We start from the raw sequence: 18,931 nt of genomic DNA, 5'->3' as shown, positions 1-18,931 counted from the left end.
TGATTTGTGATTGTTGATTTGTGATTGTTGATTTGTGATTGTTGATTTGTGATTGTTGATTGAAAAAAAATAAATCCATCAATCGCCAATCACCAATCGTCAATCAGCACTTACTCGCTCCTTCTTTACCGACTGCATACTGCTTACTGCCTACTGCCCTTTGTCTTCCGCTTTCCCTGACCCCCGACCCCTGGCACCCGGCCCCTGTTCATTTCCAGTTCCTCATCAAACAGCGCCATATTTTTAGCCAGCATGGCGCCGCTCATCAGGTCTGCCATGGCGGTTTTGTAGTGTGCGGTCGTGACGCCGGGTATGAGCGATTCTCCGCTGATATGGGCCAGCACGACGATATTCTGCATCAAGGATTCCTTTAGATCCGGCCTGAAGACGCTGATTTCACGAATATCGCGTTTTCGGCATGTCTCGGCAACTGTATTTTCATCCACCGGTGGCGCCTTTTTCAGACGGACCTCAAGGGGCTGCCAGACCGTATCATAATAGATCAGGGTGCCGCCGTCCTTTAGAGCGGTATTGACGCCGCGCAGGGCTTCGTGACGCTCCAGCGCCACCACCAGGTCCGCTTCACCTGCGGGGATCAGGGGGGAATAAACCCCCGCGCCGAATCTTAAGCGCGACACTACAATGCCACCGCGCTGGGCAAGCCCATGGGTATCAACCCCCTTAACCGGCAGGCCGGCATGGTCTCCGGCCCTTAAAAGGACCTCGCTCAGCAGTCCGATCCCCTGCCCGCCGACACCGGTCAGATAGATATTAAACGGTTTCATTGCTGTCTCCTTGGGCGGTTTCCGGTGCGCCAATCGCCTCTGCGGGGCAGGTCTGCCGGCAGGACCCGTCGCCAATGCACAAATCCGGGTTGACGGTAATGCGGTTATCCTTTTCCAGGACAAAGGTGGGGCAGCCGAACCTTTCGACACATTTATGGATCTGCCGGCATTTGTTCTGATCGATATGGACCTGTCTGGCCTGACACCCCGGTTTTCGGCGCTGTTCCCGGTTAAATTTCAGCATGCAGGGATGTTTTGCGATGACCACGCTGAAGGCGTCGTCGTTCAGCGCCTGTTTGACCCGTTCGGTCAACCGTGACTGCTGGTAGGTGTCGACCTCATAGATATGGGTGACGCCCAATCCTTCCAGAACCTGACGGACGGGAATCCGGTCCGTGACTTCGTTGAAGTTGCGTCCGGAAGCCGCGTGGTCCTGATGCCCGGTCATGGCGGTTGTCCCGTTTTCCATCAGTATCAGGGTGATGGGATGCTTGTTGAAGACGGCGTTGACGATCCCGGGCAGGCCGGCATGAAAAAAGGTGGAATCCCCCAGAAAAGCAACCACTTTGCGGGTAGTGTTGAAAAGGGAGAGCCCCGATCCCATGGCCGTTGACGCCCCCATACACATCAATATCTCACCGACCCCGTAGGGCGGCATAAATCCAAGGGTATGACAGCCGATATCCGCCACGGTAATGGCGTTTTCATCCAGTGCTTTTTTGATGGCGTGAAATGCGCTGCGGTGGCCGCATCCGGGGCACATCTGCGCCGGCCGCATGGGAACATAGGGCTTGTCGATCTCCCTTTCGGTTTTCAAGGGGAGCATGTCCGGCCAGGTTTTTCGGATGATCGCAGAGACCTTGTCCGGCGTGTATTCATCGATCCAGTCTTCCAGCTCCTGTTTGCCGATAATGGTTGTGTCCAGCTTTTCGTCAAAGGCCATCAGCTTAATCTCTTTTTCCAGCACATTATCCAGCTCCTCAAGCAGTTTCACCTCCCGGTGGGATTTTAAAAAATCCCTGACCACCTGCCGCGGCAGCGGATGGACGATGCCCAGCTTTAAAATATCGGGCTTCTTTTCCGCTTCCTGGAGCACATCCATCAGGGACAGGAAGGGGAGACCCATGGTAATAATCCCCTGCTTTGGATTGTCATGATCAACGCACGTATTCAAAGGCGCATGGTTTGCATAGGCTTCCACGTCGGCCAGCCGCTGCAAGGCCCGGCGTTTCATGGGAAAAACTTCCGTTGTCAGGGGGATATAGGGGCCATTGCCGGGGTCAAAAGCGGGCGTATCGTCCGGCAGTTGCGGGTCCCAGCCGCCGAAGCGCACCTTCTCCTTGGCGTGGCAGACATGCGTGGTCAACCGCAGCAAAATCGGCATCTGCATTTTCCTGCTCAGTTCGGCCGCCGCTTTGTAAAAGGTATAGACTTCCGTTGGCGAAGCCGGTTCGAAAACCGGGATATAGCTCATATGGGCATAATGACGGTTGTCCTGCTCGTTTTGGGATGAATTTGCCCCGGGATCATCGCCGATCACCACCACCATTCCCCCGATAATGTTCATATGGTTGAGTTGTACAAAGGTATCGGCCGCCACATTCAGTCCGACACTTTTGAAAAATACGGTGGACAGGTGGCCGTTCAAGGCGGCACCGAAAGTAATTTCGGCTGCAACTTTCTCGTTTGTGGAAAACTCAAAATAAAACGGCCGCGTTTCTTTTGAAATGGCGCCGATGGCATCGGCGATTTCCGGTGTGGGCGAGCCGGGATAGGCGGCGACCACCCGGGTGCCGGATTCAATCATCGCCCGGACCAGTGCGGTGTTGCCCATGACGATTTCAGAAAACGATCCCTTCCGCAGTAGCATATCACCCATCTTTTTCATCGCAAGGCTCCTTTGTGGATATACTGACAGGGAATAAGCCTGTCCATACTATAATGTTTTAAAGGGTAAACAAAAAAGGAGTGAATTGAGAACCGGGGTACAAATACCCACGTGCCCCACCCCGGAAATTTTATAAGCCGGGATGGGGTAAACCGACGCGGTGTTATACGGTCAAACGCTAAATCAAAAAACGCAGAAAATTGCGTGGCTTAAAAATTGCCGGGCGGATTACCCTTTGCCGGCACGCCCATCATCACAGGGCTCACCCAAATCATCCATCCTGGCGTGCTCGGCGGTGGCGGATACTTCACAGACCGGCAGGGGCTCAGCCTTCTGCATGGGCTTGTTGCAGCACTCCGGTACCTGGGTTTGGGATGCGGCCGTTTCTTTCTGGGTGCCGCAGACATCACAGTTGAAAATACACTTGTCGTCCATTGTTGCCTCCTTCGTACAGTTGGGATTATTCATTTGAAGATAATAAGAATACCCGCCGGTGTCAAGCCGTGCGGAAAAAAGGGTTCTTTTTATCATCTAAATTTCGCACGAGATTTCGCACGAGCCGGGAGCCTCAGTCCTCTCATCAATGTTATTCGCCTTCGCCTTTGATACCCCGCAGCTTGTCGAAGATCCCGGTTTATCGGGGCTGGGGGAGCTTCATTGAAGAATCCGCAGTCCCGCCTTGACGGGAGGGGGAGTGCCCTTACTGGTGCGGTTCAAGCGTCACAGGCCGGATACCCCGTCGAATTTATATTTGCCATATCCAATAGAATCATGTAAGAAAGCATTTCGGTTTTTTTAACTATCGGCATATTGACAAATACAACATCACGACGGAGCAGGTTTATGAAAGTTTTAGTTACCGGCGGCGCCGGATTTATCGGTTCTCACCTGGCGGAAGCCTTTCTTGAAAAAGGCGATGAGGTTTATATCATCGACGATCTTTCCACCGGCTCCATGGAAAACATCCAGCCGCTCCAACAGGACCCCCGCTTTGCCGGCCGGATTTTTATTACCGTCGATACCATTTTTAACCATGACGCCCTGCTGGAACTGATCGGCACCTGTGACAGGGTCTTTCATCTGGCGGCAGCCGTCGGCGTCCGCTATATTCTGGACAACCCGCTGGAATCGATCCGAACCAATATCCAGGGCACGGAAAAGGTCCTGGAGCTGTGCGCCAAATTCAAGAAAAAAGTCCTGATTACATCGTCTTCCGAAGTGTACGGCAAACATGTTCACGCCCCCCTGGTTGAAACGGACAACATCATCTATGGTCCATCCAGTAAATTTCGCTGGAGTTATGCCGCTTCAAAACTGATGGATGAATTTACCGCCCTGGCGTATTTTCGGACCAATGGACTCAAGGTCACCATCGCGCGGCTCTTTAACACGGTCGGCCCCCGGCAGACCGGCGCTTACGGCATGGTAATTCCCCGCCTGGTTTCCCAGGCCTTGAAAAATATTCCGCTGACTGTTTACGGAACCGGTCAGCAGTCCAGAACGTTCACGTATGTCAAGGATGTGGTGGCAGCCCTGATGGCCCTCATGGAAACGGACAGCTCCGCCGGAGAGGTCTTTAACATTGGCGGCACTGAAGAAATTACCATCCTGGATCTAGCCGAAAAAATCATAAAACTGACGAAATCATCTTCAGCCATCGACGTGATCCCCTATGAAAAGGCTTTTGAAGAGGATTTTGAAGACATGCAGCGCCGCGTCCCCGGTATTGAAAAAATCAGGGCGGTTACGGGCTTTGAGCCCAAAACAGATCTGGACACCATCCTGCAAAACGTCATCGCTTTCATGAACCGTTAAGCGTCATTTCAGTGCCTTGTATCAGATCTCCAGAGCAAGGGGCTTGGCTTAAATATGGGACAAAGGCGTTATCAGGAGGACTTAGACGGGGTTTTGTTCTACACAGCAGCCGTAACAGGTCTGCGCGACAGGTCATTGACGGTTTCTACCAGGGTTTTGAGTGTAAATGGTTTGGGAAGGATGCTGTCGAAATCGTTAAGCCGGTCCTTGATCAGCCACGGTGTCGCTGAAATGGCAATAATCGGCGTCCACTGCCGCTGGGATCTGCGAATATGGTCCGCCACGCCATTCCCATCAATTCCGGGCATGCGGATATCGGTGATGACGACATCGAAAGACCCTTCGTCAAATTTCTCGATCCCTTGCCGGCCGTCCGCTGCCGTCTGAACATCGTGTCCAAATTTCATCAATACGATTTTGACGATATCCAAGACAAATTTTTCATCATCGATAACCAGGACTGTGCTCATGATTGCTGCCTCATCAATGCAAGATTTATCGTGAAATGAATAGCAATTTTTAGACAGCATATACGAAAATACGGCCGTTGTCAACAATATATTGTATATTATCTAATAAATCATACAAGATATGACATTCTAAACCTTAAATTTGCCGAAATCATCGGGGGAAAGACTGGATAGATAATCGGCCCATTCTTTTCCTTTTTTGCTCTTATCCAGAATTTCCCCTTCGCCGTATCCCTGCTGCGATTTTTCAATCACCGTGTCATCAATGTAGATCGGTGCATCAAACCGCAGCGCAATGGCAATGGCATCGCTGGGACGGGAATCCATGCTAAAGGACTTTCCGTCGGAAGAAAAATGGATTTTGGCGTAGAAGGTGTTTTCTTTTAAATCGCATACTTCGATTTTATCCACGCTGATTTGGAGCCTGTCCAGCAGGTTTTTGAACAGGTCGTGGGTCATGGGCCGGTCCAGCTTGATATCCTGGAGAACCGATGCGATCGAAGTCGCCTCCAGCAATCCAATCCAGATAGGGATTGCCCGGTCGTCATTTTCCGGTTTTAAAATGATGATCGGTGTATTTGAGGCCGGATCCATCGTCATCCCGGCGATACTTACCTTATGCAACATAACGCTTTTCTCCTTTCAGACCCTGAAAATCCGATCCAAGTCCAATGACATGCCCCCAGAGCGAATGCGGCAGTGCTTTTTCTATCCGAACATTCAGCAGCCGCCCGGTGTGGTTCTGCCGGACCGCCACGCCGTCGGCAGTCTGAACGAAATTAACGACCTTGTGGGTGGTGGTCCTTCCGGTCCATTGGACGGTTCCAGGGTCTCCGGAACCGTTTTTTCCATTCTGTTTTTTGCTGAATCCATCCACCAGGATCTCCACGGTGGATCCCACCAGGGCCTGGTTCTTTCGCAGCGTGATCGCTTCCTGTTGTGCCAGCACGGTTTGCAGGCGTCTATTTTTTTGCTTTTCTGAAACTTTCCCGGTCAATTCGGCGGCCGGGGCAGAAGGACGGTCCGAATATGAAAAGGCAAAAATATTGTCGAATTCAGCCTGGCGGATGATCTCCAGCGTTTTCTGAAAATCAGCATCGGTTTCACCCGGAAAGCCCACAATGATGTCGGAAGTTATGGCAATATCAGGGCATACCTGCCGCAGCCTGTTTACCTTCAGGAGATATTCTTTGCGGGTGTACTTGCGGTTCATCCGTTTAAGGATGCGGTCGGATCCGGACTGCACCGGCAGATGGACATGACCGCACAGTTTTTGGAGGCTCCCGAACGCAGCCATCAGGCTTTCGGAAAGGTCCTTGGGATGGGACGTGGTAAACCGGATCCGCAGCAGCCCCGACACCGCATTCACTTCCGAAAGCAATTCGGCAAAAGACGGCAGTCCTTCTTTTTGGCCGTAACTGTTCACATTCTGCCCCAGCAGGGTCACTTCGCGCACACCGTCGGCAACCAGGCTTTGAATCTCCTGTAAAATGTGCCGGGGATGGCGGCTGGTTTCCCGTCCGCGTACATACGGGACCACACAGTAGGAGCAGAAATTGTCGCATCCCCGCATAATCGTGACGAAACGGGTCGGACTATCATCGGCTTCCGGTATTGTGTCAGCCATGGGTTCGTCTATGGCATCTGTCAGGTCCGTATCCACAATGCGGCACCTGTCGGTTTGAATGCGATGGACGATTCCGGCCAGCCGGCCGATGGCGTGCGTCCCAAACACAAAATCAAGATACGGCATCTGCTTGAGGATATTTTCACCTTCCTGCTGGGCCACACACCCGCCGACGCCCACAATCAGGTCCGGGTTTTTTCGCTTCAGCCGCGCCGTTCGACCCAGAAAGCTGTAAGCCTTCTGTTGGGCCTTTTCCCGGATGGCGCAGGTGTTCAAAATAATCAGGTCGGCGGCTTCCATGGAGAGCGCCGGCCGGTAATGCAGCGATTGCAGACCGCTCTTTATCCGGTCGGAATCATTGACATTCATCTGGCACCCGATGGTATGGACATATACAAATTTGTGCGTCATCGTCATCTTTTTATGCTATTGCACCGTTCTGTTAAATAGTTCTTGAAACCATAAGCATTCAAATCGATTTCACAAGTCGGACCCGTTCCCGTCTTCGATCATGATTTCCTGTTTCAGATCGTTCAGAATCATATCCACCACCGGTTCGCAGCCCGGTGAAATATGAAGCGCCACAATGCCGGCCCCAGGGTCAACTGTGCGCAAAAGCGCTGTTCCGTCGTAGGCTTCGATGATAAATTTCATGAAACTGATCTGTCTGCGGTCTATCCGGTAGTATTTCTGTATGGTTTTCATCGGTGATTATCTTTTACGCTAACATCTTCCCTTAAGTGATTCAATAAAAAAATCCGATACATCTTGCCCTGCATGAGACGATACGATATGGCACGTCCATGAAACAATGGCAAATTTTACCTGTCGATGCGGAAACCGTTGCAACCATCAGCCGCCTGATGAATTGCAGTCCGGTCACGGCAACCCTGCTGGCGAATCGGAACGTCCTGAATGAAAAAGACGCCCGCCGTTTTCTGGATACTTCCCTGGCGCAACTGCGCCCGCCCTTTGGCATGGCCGGCATGGATGCCGCTGTTGAGCGCATCGTCAGGGCCCTCGGGCTCAACCAGAAAATTCTCGTGTTCGGCGACTATGATGTCGACGGCATCACCGCTACGGCGCTCCTGTTTGAGTTTTTTCAACATCTGAACGCCGATGTGTCCTATTACATCCCCCATCGCACCAGAGAGGGATACAGTCTCCAGCCCGGGCACATCACCGGATATGCCGTTCCCAACAACATCGATCTGATCATTACGGCCGATTGCGGCAGCGGCAGCCACCAGGCCGTTGCGGCAGCTGCAGGGGCCGGTATTGATATCCTTATTACCGACCATCATCAGATTGTCGACCCCCTGCCGCCGGCCGTATCCGTCATCAACCCCCATCGTTCGGATTGCTGCGCCGGCTTTGAAAATCTGGCAGGCGTCGGGGTTGCCTTCTGTCTGTTGATAAGTCTTCGCAAACGCCTGCGCGAGACCCATTTCTGGCAAAAAGTGCCGGAACCGAACCTGAAAGCCTATTGCGACCTGGTGGCCATCGGCACGGTAGCCGATATCGTGCCGTTGCGGGACGACAACCGCATTTTTACCGCCGCCGGCCTTCGCGTGATTCAATCGGCCAACCGGCCCGGCCTGAACGCCCTGATGCGGGAAAGCGGAAAAAATCCGGACACGGCCGATGCCCAGGATATCGCATTCAGGCTGGCGCCCCGTTTGAACGCAGCCGGACGATTGGAATATGCGGCGGCAGCCGTTGAGCTGTTAACGACCCGGGACCCCGGGGCTGCCAGGCAGATGGCCGCAAAACTCAACGAATTGAATCAAAAAAGACAGGCGCTGGAACAACAGATGATGGCGGACATTTCCTCGATGTTGACCGCGCATCCGGTTTTGCTTCAAAACCGGTCGCTGGTATTGGCCTATCCCGGCTGGCACGAAGGGGTTCTGGGAATCGTTGCCTCCAGACTTCAGGAAATGTATTATCGGCCGGTGGTGCTGCTTTCAATCAGGGACGATCTCGCCAAGGGTTCCGCCCGAAGCATCCCCGGATTTGATATGTTTAAAGGCCTCACCGCCTGCAGCGCCTTTTTGAAAAATTTCGGCGGTCACACCCAGGCCGCCGGATTGACGCTGCCTGTTGAAATGATCGAACGGTTTCAACAACATTTTGAAAAAACCGTTGCCGAAGCCACCGTTCCGGAGGATTTCTCGCCCACCCTGGCCATCGACTGCAAACTCAATTTCAAAGACATCACCCCAATCCTCCTGGATGAACTGGTGTCTCTTGAACCGTATGGCCGGGGAAACCCGGAACCGCTTTTTACAGCCGAAAACATAGCGGTGCTGTCGGCATCAATTGTCGGGAAAACCCACAGACGACTGTTGCTGGGACAACCGGGCGCCGACACCCCCGGCCGCTTTAACGCCATCCACTTTAACATTGATCCGGATAAACCGGTCCCGAAACGTCTGGAACGGATTGCCTTTCGGCTTCGCTGGAACCACTGGAACGGGAAAAAGACCCCTCAGCTGATAATTGAGGAAACGATGGCGGAATAGGGCCGATTTTTTTCTTGCATTCCGGGTATATTGACATTATGATGCCGCAAAATAAAAGGTCAGGGAAATGAATTGCCTGACAAGTATTGGAAAATACCGCTAAATTCTTGTCCAGGCAAACCGCGACAAAGCGTTTGTTGAAAAGCTCTCTGAAAAGGTGAGGTGAGAATCATGGCCAAATTATTTCGCCCAAGCACACGCGAATCAAGCATTTTATCTAAAATCGAATCCTCCAAGGAACATCTCCGCCGGCAAATCATCAGCAACTTAAGGGATTGTATCGAGCCCCTGTCAAATGCCATTGCGATGAAGCTGGTGGAAAACAACCTGGTGGAAACCGCCAGCAAGAACTCCCTTGAAGAACAGATCAGGGGGTGTCTTGAAAAACTGAACCGGGCTGAAGACTTCGATATCGACTATCAGATCGCCCCATTCCGGCAGCTGACGCCGAACCCGCATGTGGTCAGCATTTACGTAACTGCATTTATCATCGAAAAGCTGATCAATCATAAGGACACTGTCGATATTTTCGGATCCGATGAAGAAATCTATTCCTGCATCAACTATCAGGTAAAAAAATTTCTGCCGACCTAATGCGCCCTTCATTTCATCCCAGGTTGATCAACGGTCCCTTTGATGATCCGGGTCTGTATATCCCCTTTGTTTTTGAAAACAGGGCCGTCCTTTTTGATCTGGGCGATATTCATGCACTTTCGCCCAGAAACATCCTCAAGATCAGCCACGTCTTTGTTACCCACACCCACATGGATCATTTTATCGGTTTTGACAGGCTGCTGCGCCTGTTCCTGGGCCGGGACAAGATCCTCTATATCTATGGCCCCCAGGGGCTTCTGAAAAATGTGGAAGGCAAACTGGCCGGATATTCCTGGAACCTTGTCAAAGACTACACCAACCGTTTTATTCTGAACGTGACCGAGGTCCGGCCGGACCTCTTTATTTCAAAGCGGTATGTATGTCAGGACGGCTTTATCGCTACCCGGCCCGCCCTAAAATCACCCTTTAGCGGCGCCCTGATGACGGAGCCGGCCGCGACCGTTTCAACGGTTATGCTGGACCACAGCCTCCCCTGTCTCGGTTTCAGCATCAAGGAGCAATTCCACGTCAATATCATCAAGGACAGGGTGCTGTCCCTGGGTCTTGAAATCGGTCCCTGGCTCAAATCGTTTAAAGCGGCCCTGTACGATCAAGTGGACCCCGAATCGGAATTCGTCATTACCGTCGACCCCGAAAAGGAAGTTCAAAAGACTTTTATGTTAGACGATCTCAGCGCTAAAATTGCGACGATCACCCCCGGCCAGAAAATCACTTACATCGCCGATGCCGGCATGGACGACGCCAATGAGAAAAAAATGGTGGACTTTGCCCATGGGGCCGATCATCTTTTCATTGAAGCGGCTTTTCTGGAAAAAGACCGGGAACTCGCGATGAAAAAATGCCACCTCACCGCCCGACAGGCCGGAACCATTGCCGCCAGGGCCGGGGTCAAGCAGTTTACGATTTTCCATTTTTCACCCCGCTACACCGGACAGGAGCACCTGCTGCAGCAGGAAGCCCGGGAGGCGTTTGAGCGAGTGACAAGTGACGCGTAAACGGCCATGGGCTGGGTTTGACGATGGATGATGGACGATAGACGATTGGTGATTGTTGATTGTTGATTGATGATTGGCGATGGATGATTGTTGATTGGTGATTGACGATTGGTGATTGAACGGCTCAGGGAAGATTTCGTGTGCCGTGCGCCCTGCGCCCGGCACCGATTCACCCTGAACCCTTACCTGCTCGTCCCTCGTCAATCACCAATCGTCCCCCGTCATTCTTCCCTCTTCCCTCTTCCCTCTTCCCTCTTCCCTCGTCAATCGCCAATCATCAATCAACAATCCTAAATCGTCCCTTGTCATTCGCCCCTCGTCATTATCTACTTTCTCTGCATTGCCATCTTGATAAAATCGACATCGCCTGATATACGTTTTTCTGCTTCTTCTTTTTTGGAAAGGTGATTATCATGACCACTGCAGCACAAATTGGGCCCCACGGCAGCAGCCTGATCAATCTCGTTGTGGATGAAAACCGCCGCAGCCTCCTCAGGGACATCGCGCTGAAGCTGCCGGATATCACCCTGAATGAACGCCAGCTTTGCGATCTTGAACTCCTGGCCACCGGCGCTTTTTCGCCCCTGGATGGATTCATGGTACGGTCGGATTATGAATCCGTCCTGGACCGGATGCGGCTGCAAGACAACACCCTGTGGCCGATACCCATTTGCCTCGATGTATCCGAAAACTTTGCCCGCAGCCTCGAAGCCGGTCAATCCGCGGCCCTGCGAGACCCGGAAGGATTTCTCCTGGCTGTTCTGCATGTGGCGGACATCTGGCCGCTGGATCGTGAAAAAGAGGCCGACCGGGTATATGCGACCCGGGACCGGAACCATCCCGGCGTCAACCACCTCTATGCCAAAACCGGCGATTATTATGTCGGCGGCAAACTCGAGGTCTTGAGCCTGCCGCTTCATTTCGATTTTAATAAACTCCGTCTGACACCCTGGGAAGCCCGCAGCAGCTATCAAAAACTGGGGTGGAAGCGGGTGATCGGTTTCCAGACGCGCAACCCGATCCACCGTCCCCAGTTTGAAATGACCGTGCGGGCCATGCGCCAGGTGAAAGCCAACCTGCTGCTGCTCCCGGTCACCGGCATGACCAAGCCGGACGACTTTGACCATTACACCCGGGTGCGCTGCTATCGCGCCGTCACCCGCCACTACCCGCCGGACGCATTCATCCTGAACCTGCTCCCCCTATCCATGCGCCTGGCCGGCCCCAAAAACGCCCTGCTGGATGCCATCATCGCCAAAAACTACGGCTGCAGCCATTTCATCGTGGGCCATGACCATGCCAGTCCCGGGTTGGACCGCCGCGGCGATCCGTTCTATGACCCCAAAGAAGCCCATCGCATCACCGCTGCGCTCAGTTCGGAAATCGGCATCACGATCCTGCCGTTTGAAGAAATGGTCTACCTGCCCTTTGAGGATGAGTATCGCTTTAAAAACGATGTGCCGGACGGAACCCAGACCATCTCTCTGAGCGGGTCTGATATCCGCAACCGCTTTTACACCGGTCGGCGCATACCGGATTGGGCCACATTTCCGGAAGTCGTGGCGGAGCTTCAAAAAGCCTACCCCCCTCCCCGGCGGCAGGGCTTTACGGTTTTTCTCACCGGGCTTTCCGGCGCCGGAAAATCGACCATTGCCAGGGTCCTCTATGCCCGCTTCCTTGAGATCGGCGAACGACCGGTAACGCTTTTGGACGGGGACATTGTCCGGCAGAACCTGTCCAGTGAGTTGAGTTTTTCCAAGGAGCACCGCGATATCAACGTCCGGCGCATCGGTTTCGTGGCCGGAGAAATCACCAAAAACCGGGGGGTCGCCATCTGTGCGCCCATAGCCCCCTATACGGCGACCCGCAGGGAAATCAGAAACGCCATCGAAGGATGCGGCGGCTTTATCGAGGTTTACGTATCCACCCCCATCGAGGAGTGCGAAAGAAGGGACCGCAAGGGGGTGTACGCCAAGGCCCGCGCCGGCCTGATCAAGGGGTTTACCGGGGTGGACGACCCCTATGAATCTCCGGAAAGGCCCGAGGTCACCATCGACACCACCCACCTGACGCCGGACGAAGCCGCCCAGGAGATCCTGCTGTATCTGGGGCAGAAGGGATACATATAGAGCAGGTTTCGGGGATCAGGGGTCAGGGGTCAGGGGATATTTGATTTATGATTGTTGATTTTTGATTGAAAAAAATAAATCTATCAATCGCCAATCATCCCAGCCTTCACTCTTTTTTCCGACACCTGACCCCCGGCCCCCGACCCCTTTTTCTCATGTTACTTCTTGCTCAACTGAAACACCCCGTCCCACTTCTCCCCCGGACCCACCGGCGGAACCACCTTGAACAATTCACAGCGATCGATAAACACCGCCGAGGGATTGGTCTGCTTTTCCGGAAAATATTCATACGCAAGGGCCGCGTTGAATTTTTCAACCGCCTGATCCCACTGCATGCGGAAATACAGCTGCAGTCCCGCGTCAAACAGGCTGAAGAGCCGGCGCTCCTTTTCCGAAAGCTCCCCTTTCAAACCGCACAATTCATACACATTGACACTCTCGGTCTTGCCCATGACGGCGATGCGGTCCAGCAGGCGGGCCTCCACCATGTCCTGGACTTTCATGCGGCGGCCGCTTTCATCGCTGACTTCCTGGCTGAGGGTATATTCACTCACCAGCACATATACCCCGTACTGCTTGGCGGCCGCCTCCAGACGCGCCGCCAGATTCACCGGATCGCCCATCATGGTGTAGTTCATCCGGGTGCGGCTGCCCATATTGCCCACCACGATCTCACCGGTGTTGATGCCGATGCGCATGCGCATTTCATGCACAATCCGGGGCCATTTGTCTCCCGGCGCCCATACATCGCTCCCGTAATTTTTGACGTTGCGGTCGGATTCAGCGCTATCCTGTTTTTCATGGCGCCATTTCTCCCGCAGGTCGGCCAGCTTTCGCTGCATGCGCACCGCCGTACGGCAGGCCCTGATGGGGTGGTCCGGCAGGTGCATGGGCGCGCCGAAAAAGGCGACAATGGCATCCCCTTCATATTTGTCCAGGCACCCCTTTTCCTGGATGAGGGTGTCGGTCATTTCCGACAGGTACTCATTCAGCAGTTCCACCAGCTCTACGGCCGTGAGCTTTTCCGCAAAAGACGAAAACGCCTCTATATCCGTAAAATAGGCCGTGATATCTCTGGCCTCTCCGCCCAGCCGGGGAATTTCGCGCCTGTTGTACATCTCGTCGATGAGCTCCGGGGCCAGATAGTTGGAAAAGGTCGCCTGCAGAAATCGCTTGTCGCGCTCTTCCGCAAAATAACGGTAGGCCGAGATAGCGGCATAGGCCAGAAGGATTTGCAGTGTGGGCAGGCTGAAATTCAGCAGGACGCGATACCGCACGAAAACAAATTGAACCAGGGCCGCGAACAGGAAAAAGCAGCCCAGGCTGAAGGGGATGCTCCAGATCGTCCGCAGCCCGGGAAGTATCAGCCCCATCAGCAAACCGAAAAACAGCACCAGCGCGACATTGAGGGCTTTCATTGCCCGGGGCTGCCGCAGAAACGTATTCTGCAGGATGTTGTCGACAACGGTCGCCTGCTTCTCTACACCCAGAAAGGACGGAGAAAAGGGATTGGGCCACAAATCCGCCATGCCCACGGCCGCCCCCCCCACGATAACGGCCTTGCCCTTGAGCTTTTCCGGGGGAACTTTCCGATTTAAAATATCCACTACGGAAAAACTGGGGAAGGTATAGCTGGGCCCGTAGTAGTTGATCAGTGCCAGGCCCTGGCTGTCGATCGGTATTTCCCGGCCGCCGAGGGTGATCTTGTCGTTAAAATAAAGTTTCAGCTCCGGATTGTCGAGACCCAGATAAATCTGGGCCACCCGCAGCCCCAGCGGGCCGTAGATCAACCCGTCATGGTTGATCGTCATCATTTCGTGCCGAAGAGCGCCGTCGGGATCCGGTTCTGAATTCAGAAACCCCAGATTTCCGGCCGCCTCCGCCAGGACCGGCACCGGCAAGGCACGGTCATTGAATATCGGCGGATAAAAATTTTTGATCTCCCCTTGATTGCTGAAGGTGACACAGGCTGCTTTTTCCAGAAATTTCGGGATCGGTTCGTTCTTTTTGGGCCCCGGCAAAAAAGCCATCCCCAGGACCACGTTCCCCTTCCGGGCCATGGCCGCCGCCATCCGGGCGTCATTGTCAGCAGCCTTCCGGGCGCTTTTCAGCTCCTGGAAAAAGGCCTGCGGGGCAGGCGCATCGGTGAGCAGCCCCCGGGCCAAAAAGGAATCCGACAGTGCTTTTATCTGAAGAAGATCCGGGGATGTCTCCGGATCGATGAAAAGAACGTCGAATCCGATCACCCGGGCTTCGTATTCATTCAGTGCATGGATCAGATCTGCGATCACCCGGCGGGACCACGGCCAGCGGCCCAGCTCCTTGATGCTCTCTTCCCCGATGAAGGCGATGGCCACATTCCCGCTCGGCGCAGCGACCCCGCGCAGGATAAAGCGCATGTCAACGCTTTCCCGTTCAAGAACGTCGAATATAAACGTCGCATTCACTAGGATCAGGAGGGTGAACACGCCCGCCAGGGACATGCTGATGATCAGGGGTTTGCGGTGTTTTTGGAGGTACTTATTCATGACATATCCTGTTGAGAGATCAATTTAACAGCCCGAAGACCTGCTCCAGTCTGGCTTTAATCGACTCCAGCTGGCGCCGGGTTTCGGAATCATCCAAGCCGGCAGGCAGCGAGCTTTCCGTAGCCAGCAGGTAAATCCGGACGCCGGCCAGATCCTCCCGGGCATATTCCGCCCACGCTGAATACGGTTCCAGCCTTACGGCCATGCCATAATGGTCCAGGCTTTGTCCAATCAGCGCCACTCCTTCGCGAAAAGACTGTTGCGCGGCGGCCGCCTGTCCCCGGCGCAGTTCACTGCCGAATCTTTCCAGAAGCGGCGCCGCCTGCTGCCGGTAAAGCCGGGCCGTTTTGACATGGCTCTCCCCCACAAAACGGCTGAAAGGATATTCAGCGATTATCCGCCCGTACCAGTATCGGGCCTTTTCAATGTCTCCCAGGTTTTCGTGGCACATGGCGGTGGCAATCATCGCATGGATGACATCGCGATGATCCACACGCGCCCGTCTGTCCAGCAGCGGCGCCATGATGGCAATGCCCCGTTGAAACCGCCCCGGAGCCGCTTCCGCCCTGTTTTGCGCGCTCAGGGCCATGCCCTCCTGAAAGGCCCGGTACCCGGCCTCGTAGATCCGCACCGGCCGGTTGCGTAAAAAGGCGCCGGAAAGTGCGATCCCAAATGAAACAACAATCACCAGGCCTGCAATCCATTGGCGGTTGCACCCTAAATGGCTTTCCAGCCGGTCCAGGCCCCCGTCGATCCGGCAAAGCGACCGGTGAAAAATCCGGCCGACACCGCCGGACAGCGTCTTTGCGCCCAAACGGAAAATCCCGGTACCCAGCAGCAGCAACACCCAGCCCCAGGTGATGCCGATCCCGGCAATGTCCCAACCGGTCCTTCCATAGGTCAGCACCACCTCGGTCTCCCGGGGAATGACCAGCATGAAATGAGGACTGACCGGGTAAACCCCCCGGGCGCCCCGCACTTTCCAGTTAGGAAAATAGGAAACCTTGATTAAATGCGGCAGCCCCACCCGGTTGGTTTTAAAACGGATCTCGTGGTGGGACAAGCGGGTCTCGATTTCAGTGCCATCGCGATCCAGACGGTTGCGACGGTACGATTCCAGATCGCGGAAAGAATCGGTGGTGCCGCCAAAAACCGCGCGATCATCCCTGTCTGTGACAAATTGCCGGGGCACCAGAAGCATATCCGCCCGGTCCGATTCTTTGAACAGGCTGAAAAAATCATCGGCCCATCGGCTGCCCTTGTAAAGTACCGGCCGCACCGCCGGAACATCGACATAGCGCTCTTGACTACGGGTATAACGAAAGAGTTTAATCGGTCCGAAAGACGCTTCCTCTGTAAAGTACGGTGAAGCCGACAAGGCTTTCCCGACACTTTTTGTCATTACCACAACCTGCGAAATATTGTAAAGGTCGAAATGCGCCGGCAGAACGGCCGGATTTATTCTGGAAAGAATCAGCGGCCCGGGCGTTTTAACTTCCTGGGAAAATTCGGTCTGCAGAAACGCGATGCTGCGGGACCCTAGCGCCCCGGCATAATGGATCCCTTCCAGGGTCTGGCGGCCTGAAAAATACGGCAGGGACTCAAACACCCGGTCGCCGCCGTAAGGCCCGTAGAGATCGCATTTCTCATAGGCCACCCGGGGCGCATTCAGGGCGTCGCGATCCGGATAGGATGTCCGCAGGTATTGATTCACGGCCCTGAAATCTTCGTAGCCGCCGGCAAGCTCATACCCCCGGTTGTTGTAGCGAAACCACCCATCAGCTTTTTGCGCCCCGAATATGGCCGCCGTAACCGCCACATAGACCACCGTCAGGGCGGCCAGAACTTTAACGGCCGTGCGGCTCTCAGCCATAAAAGGACCCGGCGTTTCCGCAATCAGGATCATCACCAGGGCAAACAGAACCGGCGGCAGAAAGCGGATGTCCGGCACCTCAAGAAAATGGGCGCTGAAATAAACGACCAGCGAACCCGCTATCAGCGCCAGCCATACAACGAACCGCTCGTCCCCGGCCGTTTCGGCGGCCTGCAGCAGGCGGTCCCTATGGCGGTTTGAAAAAAACAACACGGTGCCAAGGGCCGTCGCCGCGGCAGCGGCAACCAGTCGCACGGTCCACGGGTTCAGCAGAAACCCCCGGATGGATTCATTTGCGACTGATGGGACAATGACGGAATACAACCCCCAAACCCCGGACAGCACCACCATCAGCAGAGATATGGATCCGGCCCGGCAATAAAAGCCTTGCCGGCCCATCGACCCGGAGCGGCAGGCGTTGATGCCCAGGAAAGCGGTCGCCAGGCCGGCGACGACCGCCAGCGGCAGGACATAAGCGTCTAGGCGCTGAGCTGCCGTGCGGATCAGGATGGTGGAGGCGCCATGATCCGGTATTGCCAAACGGCTGTAAAAGAGACCGGTCCCCAGGGTCAGGTATTTGCTCGCCAGATAGACCAGGGCCGCAGCACCCAGCGCAAAAACAAGGGGGGCTGCCGTGGCAGATGCAAACGTGATTTTTTCACTGCGGCGCAAACCCGTCAGCGCCAGGCGGGGACCCATCAACACAACAATAATGAAAACACCGGCCATGACATGGCGCAGGGTTACGAATTCCTGCCAGATCATGTACACAGGGGTTGTAAAGGGGTGCCGGAAGGTTATCAGCGGGAGCAGCCAAAACGCCATCAGGGCGGCTGCCGTCAGTCCGACCTTGAGGGGATAGCGGATCCGGCCGGTCATTAAAAAAATTGCCAGCAGAATAGTCACGGCAGGTATGAAAACGAACAGGTGCGAAAGACCGATCAACCCCAGCAGAATGCCGTTTGCCGTTGCCCGGGTCCGGGTTTTTTCTCCGGTATAATAGTGGCCGATAAAGAGCGCCAGCAGTGCAAAGGCGAACATATAGCAGAATTCGCCGGCAAAGGTGCTCAGGGCGTTTCCCCCGAACATGGTATAGGCTTCATTGAAAAGTATCAGCACCGCACCCCCGGCGCCCATAACCGGAACCGGAAAACGATACTGCATCCGGCGCAGGCCCGCGTAAACGGCAACAGGAAAAAAATATATGCCGCTCATGATGGCCCATTTCAGGGTGATGCTCAGGGGAATGTTAAAGAGCTTGGCCGGAAGCGCCGCCAGCAGAAACGGCGGCAGGAAATAAAAGCTGAAGTTGGGATAGCCGCAGAAATTCCCCATATCCCAGCCGGTCAGTTGACCCCGGGGCAGCAGTTCCCGGGCCAGATGATGGGCCACCCCCTGCCAGCTGGCCGTATCCCCGCCGGTCACCACCGTATTGAAAAACAGGTAGCGGACATCAAAATAAACCATCAGAAACGCCGTCACCCCCGCCAGCAGGACCGCGTCCGTAATCTGTTCAATTCTGTGGTTGGGATATTTCATGCAATTCGTTGCGGATTGTCTGTTCTTCAGTTCTTCAGTTCTTCAGTTCTTCAGGTCTTCAGGTCTTCAGGTCTTCAGGTCTTCAGGTCTTCAGGTCTTCAGGTCTTCAGGTCTTCAGGTCTTTAGGCTGAAGGCTGAAGGA

14 protein-coding genes are annotated in these 18,931 nt (G+C 54.4%); 5 read left to right on the top strand and 9 right to left on the bottom strand.

The features are described from left to right. Positions 1–143 precede the first annotated feature (143 nt). The 3 genes from P1P89_17270 to P1P89_17260 form a co-directional block, all read right to left on the bottom strand. A complete protein-coding gene (locus tag P1P89_17270) occupies positions 144–785 on the bottom strand; it encodes a 2-oxoacid:acceptor oxidoreductase family protein (GenBank protein MDF1593267.1) in 642 nt (213 codons plus the stop codon). Continuing rightward, on the bottom strand, positions 772–2,673 hold the full coding sequence (locus tag P1P89_17265; GenBank protein ID MDF1593266.1) for a thiamine pyrophosphate-dependent enzyme: 1,902 nt from the start codon (positions 2,671–2,673) through the stop codon (positions 772–774). The genes P1P89_17270 and P1P89_17265 overlap by 14 nt, the downstream gene beginning before the upstream one ends. Positions 2,674–2,901: 228 nt before the next feature. Next, positions 2,902–3,108 carry a hypothetical protein gene (locus P1P89_17260; protein MDF1593265.1) on the bottom strand — a complete coding sequence of 69 codons (207 nt, stop codon included), beginning with the start codon at positions 3,106–3,108 and terminating at the stop codon, positions 2,902–2,904. Positions 3,109–3,516: 408 nt separating this feature from the next. On the opposite strand from P1P89_17260, the gene P1P89_17255 reads away from it, so the two are divergent. After that, positions 3,517–4,488 carry a GDP-mannose 4,6-dehydratase gene (locus P1P89_17255; GenBank protein MDF1593264.1) on the top strand — a complete coding sequence of 324 codons (972 nt, stop codon included), beginning with the start codon at positions 3,517–3,519 and terminating at the stop codon, positions 4,486–4,488. 98 nt (positions 4,489–4,586) lie between these two features. Here P1P89_17255 and P1P89_17250 read toward each other — a convergent pair whose 3' ends face one another. The 4 genes from P1P89_17250 to P1P89_17235 form a co-directional block, all read right to left on the bottom strand. After that, positions 4,587–4,958, bottom strand: a complete 372-nt coding sequence (locus tag P1P89_17250) for a response regulator (GenBank protein ID MDF1593263.1) — start codon at positions 4,956–4,958, stop codon at positions 4,587–4,589. A gap of 129 nt (positions 4,959–5,087) precedes the next feature. After that, the gene (locus tag P1P89_17245; protein ID MDF1593262.1) at positions 5,088–5,585 is read right to left on the bottom strand and encodes a bifunctional nuclease family protein; all 498 of its coding nucleotides are present in this window, start codon (positions 5,583–5,585) and stop codon (positions 5,088–5,090) included. Beyond that, the gene (miaB, locus tag P1P89_17240) at positions 5,575–6,996 is read right to left on the bottom strand and encodes a tRNA (N6-isopentenyl adenosine(37)-C2)-methylthiotransferase MiaB (GenBank protein MDF1593261.1); all 1,422 of its coding nucleotides are present in this window, start codon (positions 6,994–6,996) and stop codon (positions 5,575–5,577) included. The genes P1P89_17245 and miaB overlap by 11 nt, the downstream gene beginning before the upstream one ends. A gap of 69 nt (positions 6,997–7,065) precedes the next feature. Next, the gene (locus P1P89_17235; protein MDF1593260.1) at positions 7,066–7,290 is read right to left on the bottom strand and encodes a DUF4911 domain-containing protein; all 225 of its coding nucleotides are present in this window, start codon (positions 7,288–7,290) and stop codon (positions 7,066–7,068) included. A gap of 98 nt (positions 7,291–7,388) precedes the next feature. On the opposite strand from P1P89_17235, the gene recJ reads away from it, so the two are divergent. The 4 genes from recJ (at position 7,389) to P1P89_17215 (ending at position 12,849) form a co-directional block, all read left to right on the top strand. After that, positions 7,389–9,110: a single-stranded-DNA-specific exonuclease RecJ gene (gene recJ / locus P1P89_17230; protein MDF1593259.1), complete on the top strand. Its 1,722-nt coding sequence runs from the start codon at positions 7,389–7,391 to the stop codon at positions 9,108–9,110. Between the two features lie 171 nt (positions 9,111–9,281). Further along, positions 9,282–9,704, top strand: a complete 423-nt coding sequence (locus tag P1P89_17225; GenBank protein ID MDF1593258.1) for a hypothetical protein — start codon at positions 9,282–9,284, stop codon at positions 9,702–9,704. Then, a complete protein-coding gene (locus P1P89_17220; GenBank protein MDF1593257.1) occupies positions 9,704–10,720 on the top strand; it encodes a ribonuclease Z in 1,017 nt (338 codons plus the stop codon). Before P1P89_17225 ends, P1P89_17220 begins: the two co-directional genes overlap by 1 nt. 413 nt (positions 10,721–11,133) lie before the next feature. Continuing rightward, complete coding sequence (locus tag P1P89_17215; protein MDF1593256.1) at positions 11,134–12,849, top strand: bifunctional sulfate adenylyltransferase/adenylylsulfate kinase; 1,716 nt, start codon at positions 11,134–11,136, stop codon at positions 12,847–12,849. Between the two features lie 158 nt (positions 12,850–13,007). Here the strand turns inward: P1P89_17215 and P1P89_17210 are convergent, their stop codons facing one another. Together P1P89_17210 and P1P89_17205 are read right to left on the bottom strand one after the other, a co-directional pair. Then, the gene (locus P1P89_17210; protein MDF1593255.1) at positions 13,008–15,377 is read right to left on the bottom strand and encodes an adenylate/guanylate cyclase domain-containing protein; all 2,370 of its coding nucleotides are present in this window, start codon (positions 15,375–15,377) and stop codon (positions 13,008–13,010) included. Between the two features lie 19 nt (positions 15,378–15,396). Then, the gene (locus P1P89_17205; GenBank protein ID MDF1593254.1) at positions 15,397–18,789 is read right to left on the bottom strand and encodes a hypothetical protein; all 3,393 of its coding nucleotides are present in this window, start codon (positions 18,787–18,789) and stop codon (positions 15,397–15,399) included. Positions 18,790–18,931: the final 142 nt, after the last annotated feature.

The organism is Desulfobacterales bacterium (assembly GCA_029211065.1).
Taxonomy (GTDB): domain Bacteria; phylum Desulfobacterota; class Desulfobacteria; order Desulfobacterales; family JARGFK01; genus JARGFK01.
The sequence above is the reverse complement of the archived record's forward strand: the minus strand, read 5'-3'. Positions and strand labels throughout refer to the sequence as shown.